Source organism: Spirobacillus cienkowskii (genome assembly GCF_037081835.1).
Lineage (GTDB): Bacteria > Bdellovibrionota_B > Oligoflexia > Silvanigrellales > Silvanigrellaceae > Silvanigrella > Silvanigrella cienkowskii.
In genome coordinates this window covers 2,014,274-2,034,461 of record NZ_CP146516.1, presented here as the reverse complement: position 1 = coordinate 2,034,461, position 20,188 = coordinate 2,014,274, and the positions used below count along the sequence as shown (strand labels likewise).

Here is a 20,188-nt window from a genome sequence, read left to right as displayed (position 1 = left end):
ATTATAGGTAAATTAAGATGAGTTTTTTTTATATGGATAGTTATTATTGGAAAATTCCATTTATATTGGCAAGTAAACCATTTATTTTAGGTTTTTTGTTGATTGTTTTATCTTTGTTATCTTTAGACAATTCTTATTTTTCTTATAAAATTTATATAGCAATAAATTGTGTTTATATTTGGATTGTTACTATGAATTATTTTGTATTTCGTCTTGTTTATTTAAGTGGAATAAATCAGTATAAAAAATATTCTAATTTTATTTTATATTTAATGTTTTTTTCTTGGATTGGATTGATTTTGAGTATTTTAAATCCTGGTTTTTTTGTTAAATCATCATTATTAATAGAAAATTTTTTAATATTTATATTTTTTATGTATTCTTTTGTTAGTAAAATTAGATTTAGAATTAATCTTGAAAGAATTGACTCTTGGATTGTTTCTTTATTTTATCTTATTGTTCCTATAATAGCTTTTACAGTTATTTCAATTTTAACAGATAATAAAATTATTTTCTATATACAAAGAATTGTGCTTCTTTATATAGCTTTTGTGTCACTGTATCAATCTTTAATCATTTCTATATCAGAACATAGTCGGCTTGGAAAATTAAGGGAGGATATGGAAAAAAGAAATTTAGAAATTTTAAAATTTGCAGAAAAAGCTAAAGAGTCAACTCGGTTAAAAGGCGAATTTCTTGCAAATATGAGCCATGAACTGAGAACACCTTTAAATGGTATTTTGGGATCTGCAAATCTACTTGTTGGTACTAAATTAAATCAAGAGCAAAGAGATTACTTAGAAACTTTAAGAATTTGTGGTAACAATCTTCTTGTTATAATTAACGAAATTTTAGATTATTCCAAAATTGAAGCAAATAAATTAGAGCTTGAACATATTCCATTTGAAATTAATTCTTGTATAGAAAATGTATTTGAGCTATTGGCACCTGCTGCAGCGGCTCAAGAAACTGAATTAATTTATGCAATTGATTTGCATACACCAAATATCGTTGTGGGAGATTATACTCGAATTCAGCAAGTTACAACTCATCTTGTTGATAATGCAATTAAGTTTACAAAAAATGGCTATGCATTTGTGAAAGTTAAAATGGAGAGCAGTGATGATAAAAAACGTATGATAAAATTTGATGTGATCGATACAGGCAGCGGCATTTCTAAAAAAGATATTAGCAAATTATTTAAAACCTTTTCGCAGATTGATGATTCATCAACCAGAAAATATGGTGGTACAGGATTGGGGTTAAGTATCGCTAAACGTTTAACAGAGCTAATGGGTGGATTGATTGGGGTTAAAAGTGAACTTGGTAAGGGGTCTGTCTTTTCATTTACAGTTCAAGTTGATTTTCCTGAACAAGAAAACGATGAAAAAGAAAAAAATAATCAAATTAAAAGATTACAAATTCAAAATAAAGTTTTATGTATTGTAGAAAAAAATATTTTTCTTGCAAATGCCATGCAACAAACTTGTGAAAATTGGGGGATGGAGGTGTATCTTGCAGCCTCTGAACAGGAAGCGCTTGCAATTCCTTTACAATCACCACCAACTTATGTCCTAATTTCTACAGATGACTTTGATTATGACATGCTTCGGACAAAGTTAGTTGAAAAATATCTTGATCAACAAATCATTTTTATTGCGATGTTAAAAAATTCTAATATTTATTATTCTGATAATAAAGTTTATCCTAAAAATTTTGCAAGTATCATAAATAAACCAATTCGCTATTCTCAATTATTTGACTCATTGATTGAAACGGTATCAGAAAAACAAAATGGACAATTAAAACCATTTGGAGCTGATTTAAAAAAATTATCGGATATATATCCATTAAGAATTTTGGTTGCAGAAGATAATGTTGTTAATCAAAAACTTATAACTAATATGCTTAAAAAATATGGATACATTTGTGATATTGTTGCAAATGGTAACGAAGTTTTAGAGGCGCTAACTCGAAATATTTATGATATTATTTTAATGGATGTCCAAATGCCCGATTTAGATGGAATCGAAGCAACTAAAAAAATAATTTTAAAGTATCCAAAAAGTTCTACGCGTCCTCATATTATAGCGATGACTGCTCATGCTCGTGGTGCAGAAGGACAAGTTTGCTTAGATGCAGGAATGGAAGGATACTTAGGTAAACCAATTGATATGAAAGAATTAAAACAAGTTCTAGAATTTTGGGGAAACAAGGTTAACAAAATCAAATCGTCTTCATAGTTTTTACGGTTTTTTTAGCATACGTTCTTTGGGTAAATCGTCATCGTCAGCAGAGTTTAATGATCCTTTATCATTATTATCTAAATTATTTGAAAAACTTGATAATGGAGCAGGGGATACAGAACCATTTTGTTTGTGCATGTCTGGTTGTTCTGGTGCGCCTAAGCTAATGATTGGTGCCTGCGGTGGGGGTACAGGATTGTAAAATGCCACCTTTCTTTTGGGTAAAAAAATTCCATCAGAAAGTGAGCCAGGAAGATAGACTTTAAACATACGCTGCCCTGTTTCAGAATAATCGTTTGCATAAGGATTTTGTTCTTGTAAAGCAGAAAGGTCATCATCAGGATCTTTCGTTGCAACAGAAACCCAAGAGTGAATAGGGACAACAACTTGCGATAATCCTGAACCAAAATCAAATGGTATGTTATGAGCTTTTTTCTCGGCTAAATATTTCCAATCTAATTTATCTGCATAATCTTGATTTTTAATAATTGTTAATGCGATTTCTTCCCAAGCAGGAATGGCTCCACCACCATAAACTCTGTAACCTTTGCGGATCATCGGTTCATTGCTGTCATACCCAATATATGATGCAATTGTGTATGCGTGATCTGGAGAAAGTATATCACCCTTAGAAGTTGGATAGGGTAAAAATCCAACATAAGTACCATTTTTGTAATCATTTGTTGTTCCTGTCTTACCAAATACTGGAACTTTTATTTGTGCTTCAAGTAATTCATTATCGACTGCGGCATCATTTGAACGTAAAATAATGCTTTTATTTAGTTGATAAGCAGTGCCTCCAGTGATAGTTCCACGCAATGTATTTAAAATTGGTGCAGAATAAAATGAATCAGAAAATTGATATTCTTTAGCCTTTGCTTCCCAAAGTAAATTTCCGCTTGCGTCTTCGATGCGTTTTATCAAAAGAAGTTGATTAGTTTGTGGGGTGTTAAAATATCTAAATGTTTTTCCGGTGAGAAAAGTTTGATACATAAGAGCCAAATCAGAAAGAGTGACATCATTGGAACCTAAAGGAAACGATTGTACCCATTTTAAAGGTTTTAATACACCCATTTCATTAACCATATTTGCTGTATAAAACATTCCTAAAGAATAACGAAAATCATCATTCCAATATAACTTTTCAAGCGGAGGAGCGGATTGAATTGTTTTCCATTGTTTATTGAGTTCATAATTTATATTGTCAATCATAGTTAAAGGAACAATTCCGTCAAGGTAAACATTATTTGGGTTTAATAATGCGGGATTATATCGAATTAAACTTAATAATGCATCAATACTTAATGGTGTGATTTGTTCTGGTTCTATAAGGTTGGTTGTTAACTCAGGCTTCCAGGCATCTTGGGTATTAAATGCTAAGGAATTTTCATCTATTTTGGCAAATGAACTAAAAAAATCTCGATCGAGTTCGGTAATAGGGGCGCCAGATAAAATTTTATTTAATGATTCAATTGCTTTTTTGGCTTGAAGCGCTGCTTTATTCCAGCGAATTAAACTATTTTTTAAAATATTGACTCTTAATGCTTTTTCTTTAGGAGATAATTCTTTGTCTTCAGTTACAATTTGCGTTTGTTTGTCAAAACCATACCCAAAATGCAAAGTTCTTAAAAAAACTTTTAATCTAATATTATTTAATACATTTAAATCAGAAGTTAAGTTTGATTTTATTTTTTCTAAAATTCCAGACTTAATATAAATTTCATTATCTGCTGTTGCATTAAATTTATTTGCAATAATTGATAGAGTTTGAGGCAATGTTTTTCCGTTGCCAGTAATATCTAAAAAATTAAGTAATTCTAAATATTGATCATAGCTCAGTTTATCGAGCAAATGTTTTAGAATCCATATGCTTGCTAAGTTTTCTGATTTTGCACCGGCACCAAGAATTGTGGTTTCTAAACTGTTGATGGCATGGTCTGGTCTAGGAAAATAAAAACCACCCTGCCAAGTAAAAACATCGCGAATGTTAGATATTGGATCGAGCACAGACCAACCAAGTTGTTGAGCTGCATAGTAAACGGGTATTTTAAACGAAGAGCCTGGCTGTCTTTCTGCAAAAATGGCGCGATTGTATTCGCTAGAAGAAAATCCTCCAGCCATCGCAACGATTTTTCCTTTATCTAAAACAATTGCGGCCCCTTGGACGCGAGGACGTGCTTCGAGACTACATAGCATTTGTCCATCGCTCTCAATTTTATAAATGCTTGTTAAAACGTGTTGTTCTGGATGTAAAGAATTTAATAATAGTTCTAAAGATTTTTTTTCACCTTTTCTGAAGGCTTGATCTGTGGTGATAGCGGTGCGGTGAATAGACTCCGTATTTACCGTGCAGGTGGGAATGCCAAAACTAATTTTTATTGATTCTTTATCCGCCGTTTTGTCAATATTTTCTACTTTTCCAACATAAAATCCATAAAGTTCTGGTTTTTGAATGTTTATAAAATTTGATTGCGGCTCTGCGCTAAATCCACTTAAAATTAGTTGAATGCGGCTTAAATTTTGTCTTAAGCCAAATTGCGCTGCTGATTGAACATCTTTTTCAAGAGTTGTGGTGATATGAAGACCCATTGTGCCAACTTCGTCTACATTGTTAGCGCCAATTGCAGATAAAATTTCTGGCCTAGAGAGTTGTTTCATAATGATTTGGTTTACAGCCAATTCATTAAATTGAAATTTACCTTGGTTAAAAGGCACCGGTTCTTTAAGTGCTGCATCGTAATCTTCTTGAGTAATTTTCTTACTTTTTAGCATTCTTTCTAACACATAATTTTTTCTAATAAAAGCTTCTCGTTTTGCTTTTTCTTGGCCAGTTAGTGTTGTTTTTGTAAAAGGATTGTATTTTTCTGGTCCTTTTACACTTCCGGCAATAAACGAAGATTCAACTAAAGTTAAATTCTCTACATTTTTATTAAAATAGTATTTGGCAGCAACTCCAACTCCACGTCCATTTCCAGTAACATGAAATTGATTTAAATAAAATTCAAGTATTTGGTCTTTAGAGTAAACCCGTTCAAGTTTAAATGCATTGATCATTTCTTGAAACTTTGTAAATAAATCTGTTTCTTTTCTGCCGTAGAGATTTTTAACGGTTTGCTGAGTTATTGTTGATGCGCCTTGTCGTGTTCTAAATAAAATATTGTGAACGGCGGCGCGCAGAATGCCTTTAGGATCTATTCCAATATTTTGATAAAAATCTTCATCTTCGGCGGCAACAATTGCTTCTTTCATTGCTTGGGGGATTTGGTCAATTGTAATATAAATACGATGTTCTTGGCCAAATAAACTGCCTAATTGCGATTGCCCATCAGCATAATATAAAACTGTTTCTTTAGATAATATATCAATGATTCGGGATTTTTCAAAATCTGCATAATTACCCGCATAAATTTGCCAAGCTACATACGCAGCACCTAAAAAAATTGGAAAACACGAGAGAAAGATGAATAATAAGAATAAAAAAATTATTTTTTTCATATCAGCTCCAAACATTGTGCTTTCGTTCATGCCTCGTTTGCTTGCTCAAAGCAACCTCATGTCATACAAAAAGGTAGTGTATGACAATTTGCTAAGCATACAATAGGAGATTTCACAATATGAATCCATCTCACCCATACTGGGTATTTGACCTAAGTCCTTTTGTTTTTCAGGTTAAGAACATTGATTTTAGTTGGGTAACAACCTGGTGGGGAATTTTGCTATTAGTTGGGTTTTTTGGAGGTAGTTTTCTATTTACGTTTATTCAAATTAATAAATTTAAGAAACAACTCAATAATTCTGAAAAAAACAATATTCAAATTAAACAAAAATTAAGCAAATTTGATTTCTTACAATCATCATTAAGTTATTTATTATTAATTCTTGCAATTCTTTATACGTTACAAAAAATGCAAATTGATTGGGGATTGCGTTGGTATAGTACAATGTATTTATTCGGATTTGTAGCTGTATATATAGCATGTATTCGATGGATACGTAAAAAACAATTAATGTTAACTGAAAATATGTTAATGAACTTAATTACAATTTCAATACTTGGTATGCTTATTGGTGCACGTTTTGCATATGTTTTTATTTACAATTGGGATTTTTATAAGCAAAGGCCACTCGAAATTTTTGCTACCTGGGAAGGGGGGCTTTCTTTTCATGGTGGGATTGTTGGTGTGTGTTTAGCGATTTATTTTTATTGTAAGAGAAATAAAATTTCTTTTTATCATCTTACTGATAAGCTGGTACGAGTTATCCCAATTGGAATAGGGCTCGGTAGAATTGGAAATTTTTTTAATGGCGAGTTATGGGGTAGACCCATTACAAGTTCGGTACCCTGGGCGATTATTTTTCCAGAAGGTGGTCAAGTTGCACGTCACCCTAGTCAAATTTATCAAAGTATTGGAGAAGGTTGGGCCTTATTTTTTACTTTGTATTTAATATCTCGTAAAAAACAAAAAGAAGGAACAATTTCTTGCTACTTTATAATTTTTTATTGTATTTATCGCTTTATAGCCGAATATTTTAGAGCCGCTGATTTGCAAATTAATTATTTTTATTTATTTAATTTCTCATGGCTACCACTTAACGCGTTTCCAGAAGCTCCTTGGTGGACAGTATTGACAATGGGGCAAATATTGTGTTTGTCATTTTTAATTGTAGGTTGCGTATTACTATACTTTTGTCGCAACAATATTTTAGAAAATTCACCACAATGGTTAAAAAGAAATGAAGATTTTTTTATCCATAAACTTTCTGAGAATAAAAAATCATGATTGATGTTCCACCGCCTCCAGTTCCTTCTTTTTCTGAGGATTCGTTAAGTCATTATAGTTTTAATCCTGGGTATTGGAAGCAGGATATATTTACGTTACCTTTGGAAGTTTTTTTAATTGCATCAATCAACAGTTATTACACGCCGCGATCGAAGTCTTTGTGGCCATTTACAAATGAAACTGCAAATCTTGAACCTTTGCCAACAACTTTGCCGAGAGAAAAACTATTTCCGTATTCTTTAGGAGTTGCAACTTTAATTCTTGGTGGGTTAAGCTTAAGTCAAGAAAATTTTGCAGTAGGTTCTCATATTCGGGGATGGTTGCATGCGCAACTATTAACAGAAATCGCAACATCTTCTGCTAAAATTATTTTTCAACGTAAAAGGCCTTTTTATGACTATCCAAAAGGGCAAAATGAGCAGAATTCAGATGATAGTCGCTTTTCATTTTTTAGTGGCCATGCATCGCATGCGTTTGCATTTGCTTCGTATTCTAGTTTACTTTTGTTTCAATATTCGAAGTCTGATATTTTAAATTGGTCTTATGCAATTTTTGCGCATTCTACGGCGGCATGGGTTGCTAAATCTCGAGTCACAGATCATGCGCACAATGTTTCTGACGTGGTAATTGGAGGAATCGTAGGAGCAACGCTTGCAGCATCTGTTTTTTTTAGAGTTGAAAAAGTTCAAGAATTACTACAGAAAAAAAATAGTAAATTAAATTTAGAAGTTTATCCTTTTGTTTTTAACGATGACACAAAAATAACATGGTATGGAGCAAATGTATCTTTTCAACTTTAAAATTTTTTAACTTGCATAAGGAATAAAAAATGCAAATTTTTTTGCTTACTTTTTTGTGTGTGCTGAGTTCTTTTGCAGTTAGTGCAAAAGAATTAAATTTTAAAAATATTTCTACTAGTAAAAATAATTTATTTGAAAAAAAATATCAAGAAGTTATTAAGGCTGCAGCGCAATATGAGTTTTTTTCCGTGCAATTTAAACAAGAGCTTTATTCCTCGTTACGAGATAAAGTTTTAAAATCAGAGGGTGTTTTGGTAGTTAAAAAACCAAACTCGTTTCGCTATGAGGTTATTTCTCCAAGAAAAGAATTGTATGTGTCGAATGGTCACGATTTTTGGAAATTTGTGCCCGAACTCAAACATGCACAGCAATTTCAAATGAACTCACAAAATCTAGGTTTCATTAATATTTTATCAAATATCAGTAGGTTGAGTAATTTTTACGAAGTTTCAGAGTGGGTTGGAGCTCAAGCTCAAAAAACAGATAATGACGCAAACGACTTAGCAGTAAAATCTGACCTACCTCCTAAGCAAAATGACGATCTCCTTTATCTCAAACTCTTACCCAAAGGAGACAAACAACAAAAAGTTTTATACGCTGTTATTCAGGTGAAGACTGGTTTCATTCAAGAGCTTCGTATTGTGCAATTAAACGGCAACCGATCGCGGCTTGTTTTTGCAAATTATTCTCTTAAATCTATTTTAAAAGAGGTATTTCAATTTACGCCTCCGAAAGGTATTGTTGTTGACAAAATGTAATGGGAATGGATGAATTACTTAGATTCCTTAAAATCAATTTTATCGTGGAAAGCCATACTTGACATTGGCCTTGTTGCGTTTTTGTTTTATCAAATTATTGCGCAACTTAAGGGAACCAGAGCAGCGCAAGTTCTTATTGGTATGCTTGTGATATTTATTGCCTATGTATTTTCTAGCATGCTGCAGTTTGAAACTCTGCATTGGATTATCAGCAAGTTTTATTCTTCATTTATTATTGTTGTCATTGTGTTGTTTCAAGATGACATCCGTCGGTTGCTGACTCGTTTTGGCCGAGGACCATTTATGACAGCTGGCCTTGATGCTGTGACTGGTGCAAACATTATTGATGAAATTACAAATGCTGCAAAGTCTCTCAGCCACGAGAGAATTGGTGCTTTAATTGTTTTTGAGCGTTCTGTTGGTCTTGATAAATTATATGATCACAGTATAAAACTCGATTCTTTAATCACAGAGCAGCTTTTGAGTAGTATTTTTCAGTCGTTTTCGCCATTGCATGATGGTGCGGTTATTATAAAAAAAGATCGTATTAACTGTGCTTCTGCTCAATTACCACTTTCTAAAAATCCACGTTTTTCAAAAAAAATGGGAACAAGACACAGTGCTGCTGTTGGTATTTCAGAAGAAACAGATGCCGTTGTTCTTGTGGTAAGCGAAGAAACAGGTAATATTTCAATTGCTTGGGAAGGTAATTTGCAAAGACAAAGTTCAATTGAAGCAGCTCGAAAAATGTTATCCATTTTGTTAATTCCAAGAACCCAAACTTCTGGATTATTAGGATGGATGGAAAACTTTTTTATTTATAAATATAATAATATTTTAATAAAAATTAAGAATTTTTTTCAGTTTCCAAAAAAGAATTTGTCTGAAACGGAAAAACTAATTATACAATCAAGTAAAAAAGTCTCATCTTTAGAAAGTTTAGCGTTACAACAAATTGAACATGAAAATAGAATTGCTTCTAATGTTTCTAAAAATATTCATATTCGTTTTCCACGCAGTTCTAAAATCAAAGATATTAAAACTTCAGAAATACAATTTATTTCGAGTAATATTTTAACTAGACAAACACAATTAAGTAAAAATGAGTTAAACTTTGAAGAAATCATAAATGCTCAAGACGCAAATAATAATCAGGAAGAAGAGCAAAGTAGCATTACGGCGATAGAAAAAAATAAGGCTCTCAAAGCAATTACAGAAATCGCGCCAGAAGATAGGTTTGATCCTCCTATACCAAAATCTCCCCCACCACGAGATGTCTCTATTGGTGGGATTCCACTGGATCCTCCAATTGAAAATCAAAAAGAACAGGATACTTCAGAAAAAAGTAACAAGGAAGATAAAAAATAATGTCAATGAATTCGCAAGAAAATTCATCATTTTTTAAAATTATAATATCTAAGATCACGAATAATTTTTGGTTAAAAATTTTATCGCTTTTATTTTCGATTGTCATATTTTTTATTGTACGAACTGACAAAGATTTAAGTTTTGAAAAAGTTGCCAGAATTAAGCTCATCACTTCTCCTTCAATGGTTATACTTGGCCCAAAGGAGAGAACTTTAGATGTGGTCATCAAACAACAAAACTCCATATTTTCTGTTTCTCCAACAGATGCAGAACTCACTGGCGAAATTGAAATTATTAGCGAGACACCTGGTCGCGTGCGCGTTAAAGTGAGCAGAGATAGTTTTCCTAGATTACCAAAGCAGTATGCAATTGTGATTGAAAGACCATACATCGATATTGATATTGATAAAGTGCAAGAAAAAGTTTTGCCAATTCAGGCAGTTTTAAAAGGAGAACCTCAGGCAGGCTTAACAGTAGAAAGTATAAAAGTCACTCCCTCGCATATTAAAGTTTCTGGTGCACGCCAGCAACTTGTCCGAATGGAAAGTATTTTTACTATGCCTGTTATCATTGAAGGAATAAATAAAAATCTCATCACAGATGCTAATATTGAATTAGAAGAATCATCCGCAATCAATGCAATAGAAAAAAGCGTCGTTGTTTCAATTACCCTTGCTCCAAAAAAATTTAATCGCACTTTTCGAGCTGTTCCTATTGAAATAAAAAATTTAAATAAAAAACTTTCTTCAAAAATTCAATTGCGTCCTGGAGCTGTTGACATAGAGGTGTCTGGGCCAAAAGAGTTACTGTCTAAACTTGATCCTTCTAATGTAAGGGTTTTTCTTGATGCCTCGGATCTAAAGGTTGGGTGGCAAGATAAATCTGTGGTTCCAAGTATTCCTAATAACGTGTCACTTGTTAAAATTATTCCAGATACGATTTCTGTTCAATTTAGTCCTTAGAAGGTTTTTTGATATGGCAAAATATTTTGGTACCGATGGGATGCGCGGCGAAGCGAACATGGGTTTTATGACTCCGTCCATGCTTTTAAAATTAGCTCAATCTTTTGGGGTAATTCTTAAAAAAAGAAGTCAACGTCCAAAGGTTTTAATAGGAAAAGACACTCGAGTAAGTGGTTATATGATTGAAGGCATTTTGTCTTCTGGGCTTTGTAGTGTGGGGGTTGATGTTCTATTTGTGGGGCCACTTCCTACGCCAGGAATTGCATATTTAACCCGTGGCATGAGAGCAAATGCAGGAATGGTGATTTCTGCGAGTCATAATTCTTTTCAAGATAATGGTATCAAATTATTTGATCATAATGGTTTTAAACTACCAGACAGTGAAGAAGCTTTCATTGAACAATTGATGGATAGCCCAGATTTAGATAACTATTTGGTTAAATCAGAAAATCTTGGTCGCGCAAAACGCATTGATGATGCAATTGGTCAATATGCTGTATTTTTAAAAGAACGATTTCCAAAAAACTTAAAGCTTGATGGAAAAACGATTGTCTTAGATTGCGCGCATGGCGCAGGTTATAAAGTTGCACCCAAAGTATTTGAAGAACTTGGCGCAAAGGTGATTAGTATTCACAATGATCCAAATGGATTTAATATCAATTTAAATAGTGGTGCGTTGCACCCTCACGTTTTGGCGCAAAAAGTTAAAGAGTACAATGCAGATATTGGTTTTGCATTAGATGGCGATGCAGATAGGCTGATTGTGGTAGATGAACAAGGGCAAATTTTAGATGGAGATAGCATTATTGTTATGTGTGCTCTTGAAATGCAAGCGCAAAATCAGCTTAAAAATAATGGCGTATGTGTGACAGTGATGAGCAATAAAGGGCTCGATGTTGCATTGCAAAAAACAGGCATTCAAGTGATTCGCACAAATGTTGGTGATCGCAGCGTGATGGAAGGGATGCTAGCCAATGACTTTGTATTGGGTGGAGAGCAGTCTGGGCATCTTATTTTTTTAGATTCGAGTACAACTGGTGATGCAATTATCGCTTGTTTAAAAATTCTTGAAATGATGTGCTATACCAATAAAAAAATTTCGCAGCTCACATCTGTTATGATGAAGTTTCCACAAGTTACAAAGAATGTAAGAGTCTCCGCCAAACCTCCGCTTGAGACCCTTTTCAAGACCTTAGCCATTGTGAGAGAATTTGAAGAAGAGTTAGGAACCTCAGGTCGTATTTTAATGCGGTACAGTGGCACAGAGCCATTAGCGCGCATTACGCTTGAAGGACCTAGCCGGCATAGAATAGAAGAAATGGCTAATATTATTGAAAAAATTTTCTTATCAGAAATAGGTTAACAATGACGCAAAAAAATTTAAGAGTCGGGCTTTTGTCTCATTTAAAAGAGATAAATAAATTCTTAAATTTAAAATATCTACAGTTGGTTGCCAAGCCCGCTGGAAGTGTAGAAGATTTGGATGTGATAAAAGATACAGAAGTGCTTATTGATTGCTCTTTTTCTATATTTTTTAAAAAATACTTAAATGCTAATGGCTTTAAATCAAAAACTGTAGCAACCAAATATGGGCAAATGCATTATTATGATAGTTGTCCTTCTTCAAAAGTGAGACCTCTTGTTTTTGTTCATGGTTTAGGAAGTAGTGCACAAAGTTGGTGGATTTTAGCAAATATGCTAAAAAATAAAAAAAGAATTTTAATTCCAAATCTTTTTCATATGTCTGGTTTTAGTGAAGCCAATAATGCTGTGATGAACCTTATTGAGCATGCAGAGTCTTTAATTGAATTTATTCAATATACTACTAAAACTCCAATTGAGATTTGTGGTCTCAGTATGGGTGGTTGGTTATCTATGCATATTGCAGCAAATAAACCGCAACTCATTCACAAAATGATTTTATTGAATCCTGCGGGTCTTAAAGTCAATCCCTTTGGATTAAGAGACACTCTAGCTTTTTTAAGTTGGCAAAAATTTCAGAAATTATACCCCGGAATTTTAAAAGCTTTTCCTTACTCAGGAGTGCCTATTTTAAGTCACATAGCAAAACGCTCTCTCTATAGAAATTTAACAAATAAACAAGTGAAAATTTTATTAAAACTTACAAATGAAGAGCATTTTGTAGACGATAAATTAAAAGATATTAACTGTCCTGTGTTACTTCTGTGGGGAAAAGAAGACGCCTTGCTTTCAAATCAAATTCCTATAATTTTAACTAAACAGATTCCAAAGATAACCGCAAAGTGGGTAGAAAACTGTGCTCATGTGTTGGCGCTTGAGGCTCCAGCAATATGTTTTCTAGAAATCAATCAATTTTTAAAGATAGATTGTATTCAAAATAACTCGTTTGCAGAAATGGTTTTAGCGTCCCGTTTTTCGTATCCTGTGACCCCAATTTTAGAAGTTGAGGATGAGGATCATGATAATTGATAAAAATTTTTCGCCAATAATGGAACAAGTTTTTGCCGGACGTAGTTTTTCAGCTGATGAGGCAGAAGCTCTGATACATAGCATGATCGATGGAACATTATCTGATATTCGAACAGCCGCTGTGTTGACAGGATTTCGATTTTTGCCATTATCGGATGATATTATAATTGGGGTTTTAAAAATAATAAAAGAAAGCATAATTCAAGAAAATAATGCTAATAATTTAAATAATATTAATTTGGTAGACTGTTCTAATATTTGTTATGAGCGTGGTTCATCATTAAATATTTTAACAATTGCAGCAATTATTGCTGCTGGAACCGGTGCTCATGTCGCAAAATTTGTAGGGACTGGAATGACAAATAAGTCTAGTACTTGTGAGTTATTAGAATCCTTAAATTTATTAGCAGCCGATTCTTTAGAGCATGCTTTTACTCAGATTCAAAACTGCAATATTACTTTTTTAAAATTTAATACAGTTTATCCAACTTTAAAGCATCTCATGGAAATTAGAAAAACCCTTGGTTTTAAAACCATAATTGATTTAATTTTACCTTTAGCAACCCCTATGCCACTTTCAGGCCAATTTATTGGAATGCACAGCCGAGAACTGTTACCGCTTATGGCCTCTTGTTTAAAAAAGTTAGGTCGTAAAAGAGCTATTATTGCACATGGCGAAGATGGCCTAGACGAAATCTCTGTATGCAGTGCTACGTATATTTTTAAACTAGAAAATAATAAAATTTCGCATGAAGTGTTAAATCCCGTTGACTTTGGAATTAAACTACACAACAGTAACAAACTCTTGGGCAAAGACATTGAATTTAATGCTCAAGTTATGCTTGATGTACTTAAAAATCAAGCTTATCCAGCTGTGATGGACGCTGTTACAATAAACGCTGCAGCAATACTGTGGTGTGCAGATTTATGCTCAGATTTGATTACTGGCTTAAAAATGGCGAAAGATGCAATATCGTCTGGAAAATGTTTAAAACTATTCGAAATTTGGAAAAAGGACTGCCAAATTTCTGAAGGAAATTAATAAATAGCAGTTGTATGTTTAAACAAAAAAGTTTACTGAATTTCTTTATAGAACAACAAAAAAAACTAACACAAATTCAAAAGTTAGATTTTTCTTTGCAACTAAAAAAAGAGCAGGCAGAATCATTAATTACTAAAAATAAATTAAACTTTAACTTTAAATTAAAAATAGAGAATCTTTTACAAAAAAATGAGTTTTCGCAAAATTTTGTTACTATTCCTAATTATGTGACCGATAGCGAATTTTCTAGTTTTTTTAATACTAAAACAATAAGTTCAGACGATATTTTAATTAATGAAATATATAGTTTATTTACTTCTCCCTTGCAGGAAAATTGTAATGACTTCTTGTTATATAAGAACGATGACTGTATGGTTTTTCGTAGTGGTTTTTTTTCTGATGAATATGATTTGTATGAATCTATGTTATTAGGATTTGATGGAATGGTCGTTTATAGTTACGGAATGGATAAATACAAAATTCAGTTACTCACAGAAATAGCTAGAGATTATCATTTTACTTTAATGTTTATTGTGCACAATAAGCAAGAGATACGTGAAGTTTTAGAAACTGATGCGCCCTATATTGCAATTTCTGGTTTTAATCCAAAAACTTTTGAAGTTGATTTTAGTCATTTTGTGCATTTATCTCAATATATTCCGAAAACAACTAATTTGATTGCTTGGTCAGGGTATTTAGATAATAGTAAAAAAATTTTTTTAAAAGATATTGGCTATAAAGTTGTATTTGAATTAAATTGATGAGAGTTTTTTTATGTCTTTGTTTATTGATCAAAATAGGTTATTAATTCATTATTTTTGGACTGGTTCGCTTGCTCCCATTACTGTTAGACGAAATATTGCTAACATGAAAAATATAATTACATTATCAAATAGCAATAGTGAAGTCTGTTTGTGGGTCAGAAAAGAAGACGTTTCTAATAATACGATATTTAGGAAAAAATTTTTTTTAGAATGCTTTGTAGAAAATCAAACTATTAAATTAGAATATTACAACCTTGCTGCAATGGATGATCAGGGTAAATACCAAAATATAAAAGTTATTATAATTGATGTTTTGATAGATTATTATGAAACTAAATTTCCAAAAATTATTTGTGTATTAAAAAAAATGTTAAAATACAAAGCGTATCCTTTTGCCTCTGATCTGGTAAGGTGCTTAATATTAAATTTTTTTCCAGGTATTTATTCGGATTGCGATATAGAGCCAATAAAAAATAACCTTTTTCTTAAAGATTTTGAATCTCTAAAAGATATTTTTGCATTAGAAAATTATTCGTTAAAAATATATTATATGGTATTGTTTGGAGAAAGAGGGCTATTAGAAAATCAAATTATTATTTCTTTTGAAAAAAGTTGTTTTGAAATTTATTTTGCAGTATATGAAATGTTTTTGAATGAAGAGACCTATTTTGATAAAACTCTTGAAGATTTAGTAGATTATAATAATAATTTAAATAAACAAATAGTTAAAGATCTTAATAATTCTATGTTTAATTCGGACGAACATTTTCCTTATATGAAATATTATTCTCAAAGTAATTTTTATCAGTATAAAAAATTAAATGAAAAAATTGATATTTCATTTTCGTATGCAGTTCTCGATTTGTTTTTTAATATTATAAGTGAAAAATTTAAATACAAAGATTCAATTAATTATGCAACTTTTTTTAATTTAAAAATTGGTAAGTATTTTAAACTACCTATACAACATTCGTTAATATATTCTTGGAAAAATCCAGGATACTCAAGATTAAATAAACTGCAAGATGCTGTTAATTTAATTACTAAAAAAGTTCTTTTAAAAAAACAAAAACAGCGATCCAAAGTGTTTTCTGTTCCTGTATCGACTAGCTATTTACCTATGCAAACAGAGGAGCGGCGGATAACGGCGGGGTATTTACCCATGCAAATAGAGGAGCGGCGGATAACAGCGGGGTATTTACAAATGAATCAGAACTCTGCTCCACAAACTCTCCAAAATCAAGCAACTCAAAATCCTTTCCTGCAATCTCTTATAAAAAAAACATTACAACAAATTAATTTAGGCTGTATTATTAATAAACAAGATATAAATAAAATTGTACAACTTTCTCCAATATGGTCTCCATTGCTGTTACCGTTACAAGAATCTAAGGATGGTCTTTTTAATTTTTCGCAACCGATCATGTTAAGTATTTCTAAAATAAAACAATATAAGAATTACCATGTTTTTCGTTATGTTATTAATGAATCTGGAGAAATTATTTTAGGTTTTGATAATGAAATTGTCAAAATAAATGGAGAAAAATACCAGAATCTGACTACAGATGGGTACGCAATTGCATCTCATGCATCGCTTAATAATTACCAACCAGTAATAGCTGCTGGACAGGTTTACTATGATCATAATATAAATAAATTTACAAAAATTAATAATAATTCTGGTCATTATCGCCCAAATTCATTTTCGTTAGATATAGCAAAAATTTTATTTAAATTTCATTTTCCAAATTATACAAACTCTTTAAAAACTGTGGTATATAATCAACATCTAGTGTAATAAAACATCCAATGGTTAAGTTTGATATTTTTTATGATTTTATATAAATTTAAAAAATTTGTATATTAATAATTAACAATATTGGTACAAACAGTATAAAAAAATACAATTAGATGAATTTAAGGAGTTATGATGAATACACAGGATGAGTTCAGTTTATTTGTGAGCCAATATTTTTTAGACAATAGTATTTCAAAATTTGAAAAAGCAATAAATTTTAATGAAAATGTTAAAGAAAAAGCAAAAAAATTATCTCCATATATTAAAGAAAATATAGAAAATATTATTAATGAATTTTATGAATTTAATCTTAATAATGAGAATGCAAAAAAATATTTTAAGAATCAAGAAGAAATTGAATATCTTAAAAAATTAAACACTAATTATTTTCAATATTTGTTTTTGGGTCCATTTGACGAAAGATATTATATAGAAAAATTAAAAATTGGTTACGTTCATTACCTAAGAGGAATTACAACTGATATTTATATGTCTGCAATAGGTAATCTAGGTTTTATTTTAAGTAAAATATGGCTAAAAATATTTAACGATCCTGCTTTGGTTGCAGAAGCGCAATTAATAACAGGAGAAGTATTGCTTTTAGAAATATATTATACAATTAATTCTTATTATATTTTTTCTGAAAGAAAATTTATTGAAGAAAAAAATAAAGTTAAAGAAATATTAGACAATATTAATGAGGGTTATTTTATTATTAATAAAGATTTAATAATAAGTGATGTTGTATCAAAATCTTGTTTTTCAATTTTTAATACAGATATCTCAGGAAAAAAAGTTGAAGATATAATTTTTGAAAATAATATTGAAAAATCTGAATTAATTTTTTTAACTATAAAACAGTATTTCTCTGGTATATTTGATATTGATTCTTTATTTGTAATTTTACCAGAAATTGTAAAAATAAAAAATAATAAAATTGTAAAGCTAAAATATACAGCAGTTCTTGATAAAAATAAAATTCCAGAAAAATTGATTATTCAAGCTTCTGATGTAACAGATCAAATTAATTTACAGAAAAAACACGAAGAAAAAAATAGAAATAATTCAATTTTAATAAATATTATTAGAAATAGGTCTAAATTTGATTTGTTTTTAAAAGAAATAATTGAAAGTAACGTAATACTATTGGATTGTGAAAATATTTCTCAAGGAAAAAATGTTTTGCAGCAATTAAAAGATGATTTTTCAAAATTTGAATTAATAAAAATAGTCACTTTAATTTCAAACTTGGAATTAGAATTGTTAGAAAAAGAAAAAAAAGAAAACTTTAATTATAAAGAATTTTTTTCATTATCTAGTTATATTATTTCTAATACTTTACATAAATTTTTAGAAGATAATCATGATGTTTTAAAAATAACCGTTTAATATTTACCATTATCTTCAAAGCATTTGTCATAGTTAATAAAAATGTTTTTTTTAATTTTTGTAAGATAATAATTGTATACTGATTTTTTAATGTCTTTAAAGGGAGTTAAAACTTTAGTTAAATTTTTTCTGCTATCGTAAATATAAATGCCAGTTAATAGTTGAGAAAGTTATTGTGAGGCTTGAAGAAATAGCTCCAATTTGTTAAATAATTTTTGCACAAACAAAATTAACAAAGGAGCTACCAATGGACTGGCAGAGCCAACTCATCACTGTATACCTTACTACCTGCGATTTCTTTTCTCAACTCTCTCCAACCTCTTTTTTAAAAATTAGTCCAAACTCAAATCCCTCGTTCACAGACCAAGAAGTCACCACTATTTACATCTTTGGAGTTTTAATGAAACAAAAAAATATAAAAGCTATTTTTAACTTCACTAAAAATTTTATTCCAAACTGGTTTCCTCACTTGCCTTCTTATGAAGGATTTTTGTCAAGACTTAATAGCTTAAGTAAACTCTTTCCTGAACTTGCAAACTTTATTTTAAAAAATAATAAATTTAAAATCCCTAAAACAAAATCCAAACCTTTTATTCTTATTGACTCTTTACCTATTATACTCACAACTGGTTTTCGGGCGCACAAGTGCAATACTGCAAACGATATTTCTGCTATTGGCTATTGCTCTTCAAAAGATAAATTTTACTATGGGTTAAAACTTCATCTCGCTGCTTTGTTTCAAAATAAAAAACTTGCCGCACCTATTGATTTTAAAATCACACCCGCCGCAACTCACGACTTAACTGCTGTTAAGAATGATCTTTTAAACTTCAAACATTCGCAAATCTTTGCCGATCGTGCTTACTGTGACAAATCAACTAAAAAAAACTTGAATCAAATAAACTCTAAATTACACACACCAATTAAACTCTCTCGGAATAAAAAAACTCTTTCTAGTGATGAGAAAGTTTATTCTAAATCTGTTAGCTCTATTCGGCAGTCCATTGAAATCCTTTTTAACTGGTTAATTGAATCCAGCGGTATTCAAATCGCATCAAAAGTTCGATCGACTAAAGGCCTTATCGTCCATGTTTTCGGACGATTTTCTGCCTGCCTGTTTAACTACTTATTCAAATTCTAATTGATTTTTCTCAACTATTAATTGGCATTATAAGTATATTTTATGTAATTATTGCTTGTATCATAGTAAAACGAAATCTCAATTTTTCCATTTAAATATTTATCATCTGTAATTGCAAAAGGGTACCAATATTTAAAAAAGCTTGTATCTGCCGGTTGTATAATATCATAATCTTCACCATAGTTGTTAACACACATTTGAGCAAGTTTATTAACTTTATAAAGACTTGGTTTTTTAATTAAAAAGTAACTAAACTGAAAACCACAAAATGTCTTTATTTTCCAGTCACCTGATAATGTTTGATATCTTCCGTATTCATCTTTAAGCCAAAACCAATTATTATTGTATCGCGATGCACAGTAAACAAAAGTTTTGTTAAAATAGGGATATAAATTTGTATTTACAAAAATATTTATGATAAATATCATTACATAATTTTTATAAAGCATAAGACTTCCTTTAAAAATTGAGTTTTTTTTCTATGTTTGTTACTTTTTTTTAAAACAAATAGTGTAGCATAAAAAAATATCCACATATGCTACATGATGAGCAACTATAGTCATAGAGAATTTTTTAAGTGAAAAATTAAATTTTATAAACATTTTTAACAAATTAAAAATAATTTAATTTTATTTGTTTAATTAAATTTAAATAAAATGTTTTTATTATGCATGATTATAAGAAATAT

The 20,188-nt window shown here is 30.7% G+C and carries 15 protein-coding genes; 13 read left to right on the top strand and 2 right to left on the bottom strand.

The window, feature by feature from the left end; all coding sequences use genetic code 11:
- Positions 1 to 17 precede the first annotated feature (17 nt).
- On the top strand, positions 18 to 2,243 hold the full coding sequence (locus tag Spiro2_RS09030; protein ID WP_338635435.1) for a response regulator: 2,226 nt from the start codon (positions 18 to 20) through the stop codon (positions 2,241 to 2,243).
- 3 nt (positions 2,244 to 2,246) lie between these two features.
- Here the strand turns inward: Spiro2_RS09030 and Spiro2_RS09025 are convergent, their stop codons facing one another.
- Positions 2,247 to 5,741, bottom strand: a complete 3,495-nt coding sequence (locus Spiro2_RS09025) for a transglycosylase domain-containing protein (protein ID WP_338635434.1) — start codon at positions 5,739 to 5,741, stop codon at positions 2,247 to 2,249.
- 119 nt (positions 5,742 to 5,860) lie between these two features.
- On the opposite strand from Spiro2_RS09025, the gene lgt reads away from it, so the two are divergent.
- From lgt to Spiro2_RS08965, 12 genes are all read left to right on the top strand, one after another.
- The gene (gene lgt, locus Spiro2_RS09020) at positions 5,861 to 7,027 is read left to right on the top strand and encodes a prolipoprotein diacylglyceryl transferase (RefSeq protein ID WP_338635433.1); all 1,167 of its coding nucleotides are present in this window, start codon (positions 5,861 to 5,863) and stop codon (positions 7,025 to 7,027) included.
- Positions 7,024 to 7,827: a phosphatase PAP2 family protein gene (locus Spiro2_RS09015; RefSeq protein ID WP_338635432.1), complete on the top strand. Its 804-nt coding sequence runs from the start codon at positions 7,024 to 7,026 to the stop codon at positions 7,825 to 7,827. The genes lgt and Spiro2_RS09015 overlap by 4 nt, the downstream gene beginning before the upstream one ends.
- 29 nt (positions 7,828 to 7,856) lie before the next feature.
- Positions 7,857 to 8,585 (top strand): outer membrane lipoprotein carrier protein LolA, encoded by a 729-nt coding sequence (locus Spiro2_RS09010; RefSeq protein WP_338635431.1) that lies wholly within the window; start codon positions 7,857 to 7,859, stop codon positions 8,583 to 8,585.
- Positions 8,586 to 8,594: 9 nt separating this feature from the next.
- Entirely contained in the window at positions 8,595 to 9,953 is a 1,359-nt protein-coding gene (cdaA, locus tag Spiro2_RS09005; RefSeq protein ID WP_338635430.1) for a diadenylate cyclase CdaA, read from the top strand.
- Entirely contained in the window at positions 9,953 to 10,915 is a 963-nt protein-coding gene (locus tag Spiro2_RS09000; protein WP_338635429.1) for a CdaR family protein, read from the top strand. The genes cdaA and Spiro2_RS09000 overlap by 1 nt, the downstream gene beginning before the upstream one ends.
- A 13-nt stretch (positions 10,916 to 10,928) precedes the next feature.
- Positions 10,929 to 12,278 carry a phosphoglucosamine mutase gene (gene glmM / locus Spiro2_RS08995; protein ID WP_338635428.1) on the top strand — a complete coding sequence of 450 codons (1,350 nt, stop codon included), beginning with the start codon at positions 10,929 to 10,931 and terminating at the stop codon, positions 12,276 to 12,278.
- A gap of 2 nt (positions 12,279 to 12,280) precedes the next feature.
- Complete coding sequence (locus Spiro2_RS08990; protein WP_338635427.1) at positions 12,281 to 13,366, top strand: alpha/beta hydrolase; 1,086 nt, start codon at positions 12,281 to 12,283, stop codon at positions 13,364 to 13,366.
- Positions 13,356 to 14,408, top strand: coding sequence for an anthranilate phosphoribosyltransferase (gene trpD / locus Spiro2_RS08985; RefSeq protein WP_338635426.1), 1,053 nt, complete (start codon positions 13,356 to 13,358; stop codon positions 14,406 to 14,408). Before Spiro2_RS08990 ends, trpD begins: the two co-directional genes overlap by 11 nt.
- A 14-nt stretch (positions 14,409 to 14,422) precedes the next feature.
- Positions 14,423 to 15,169 (top strand): hypothetical protein, encoded by a 747-nt coding sequence (locus tag Spiro2_RS08980; RefSeq protein ID WP_338635425.1) that lies wholly within the window; start codon positions 14,423 to 14,425, stop codon positions 15,167 to 15,169.
- A 13-nt stretch (positions 15,170 to 15,182) separates the two neighbouring features.
- Entirely contained in the window at positions 15,183 to 16,970 is a 1,788-nt protein-coding gene (locus tag Spiro2_RS08975) for a hypothetical protein (RefSeq protein WP_338635424.1), read from the top strand.
- Positions 16,971 to 17,102: 132 nt separating this feature from the next.
- A complete protein-coding gene (locus tag Spiro2_RS08970; RefSeq protein ID WP_338635422.1) occupies positions 17,103 to 18,359 on the top strand; it encodes a protoglobin domain-containing protein in 1,257 nt (418 codons plus the stop codon).
- 247 nt (positions 18,360 to 18,606) lie between these two features.
- Positions 18,607 to 19,500 (top strand): IS982 family transposase, encoded by an 894-nt coding sequence (locus Spiro2_RS08965; protein ID WP_338634920.1) that lies wholly within the window; start codon positions 18,607 to 18,609, stop codon positions 19,498 to 19,500.
- 17 nt (positions 19,501 to 19,517) lie between these two features.
- Here the strand turns inward: Spiro2_RS08965 and Spiro2_RS08960 are convergent, their stop codons facing one another.
- Entirely contained in the window at positions 19,518 to 19,949 is a 432-nt protein-coding gene (locus Spiro2_RS08960; RefSeq protein ID WP_338635421.1) for a hypothetical protein, read from the bottom strand.
- Positions 19,950 to 20,188 lie beyond the last annotated feature (239 nt).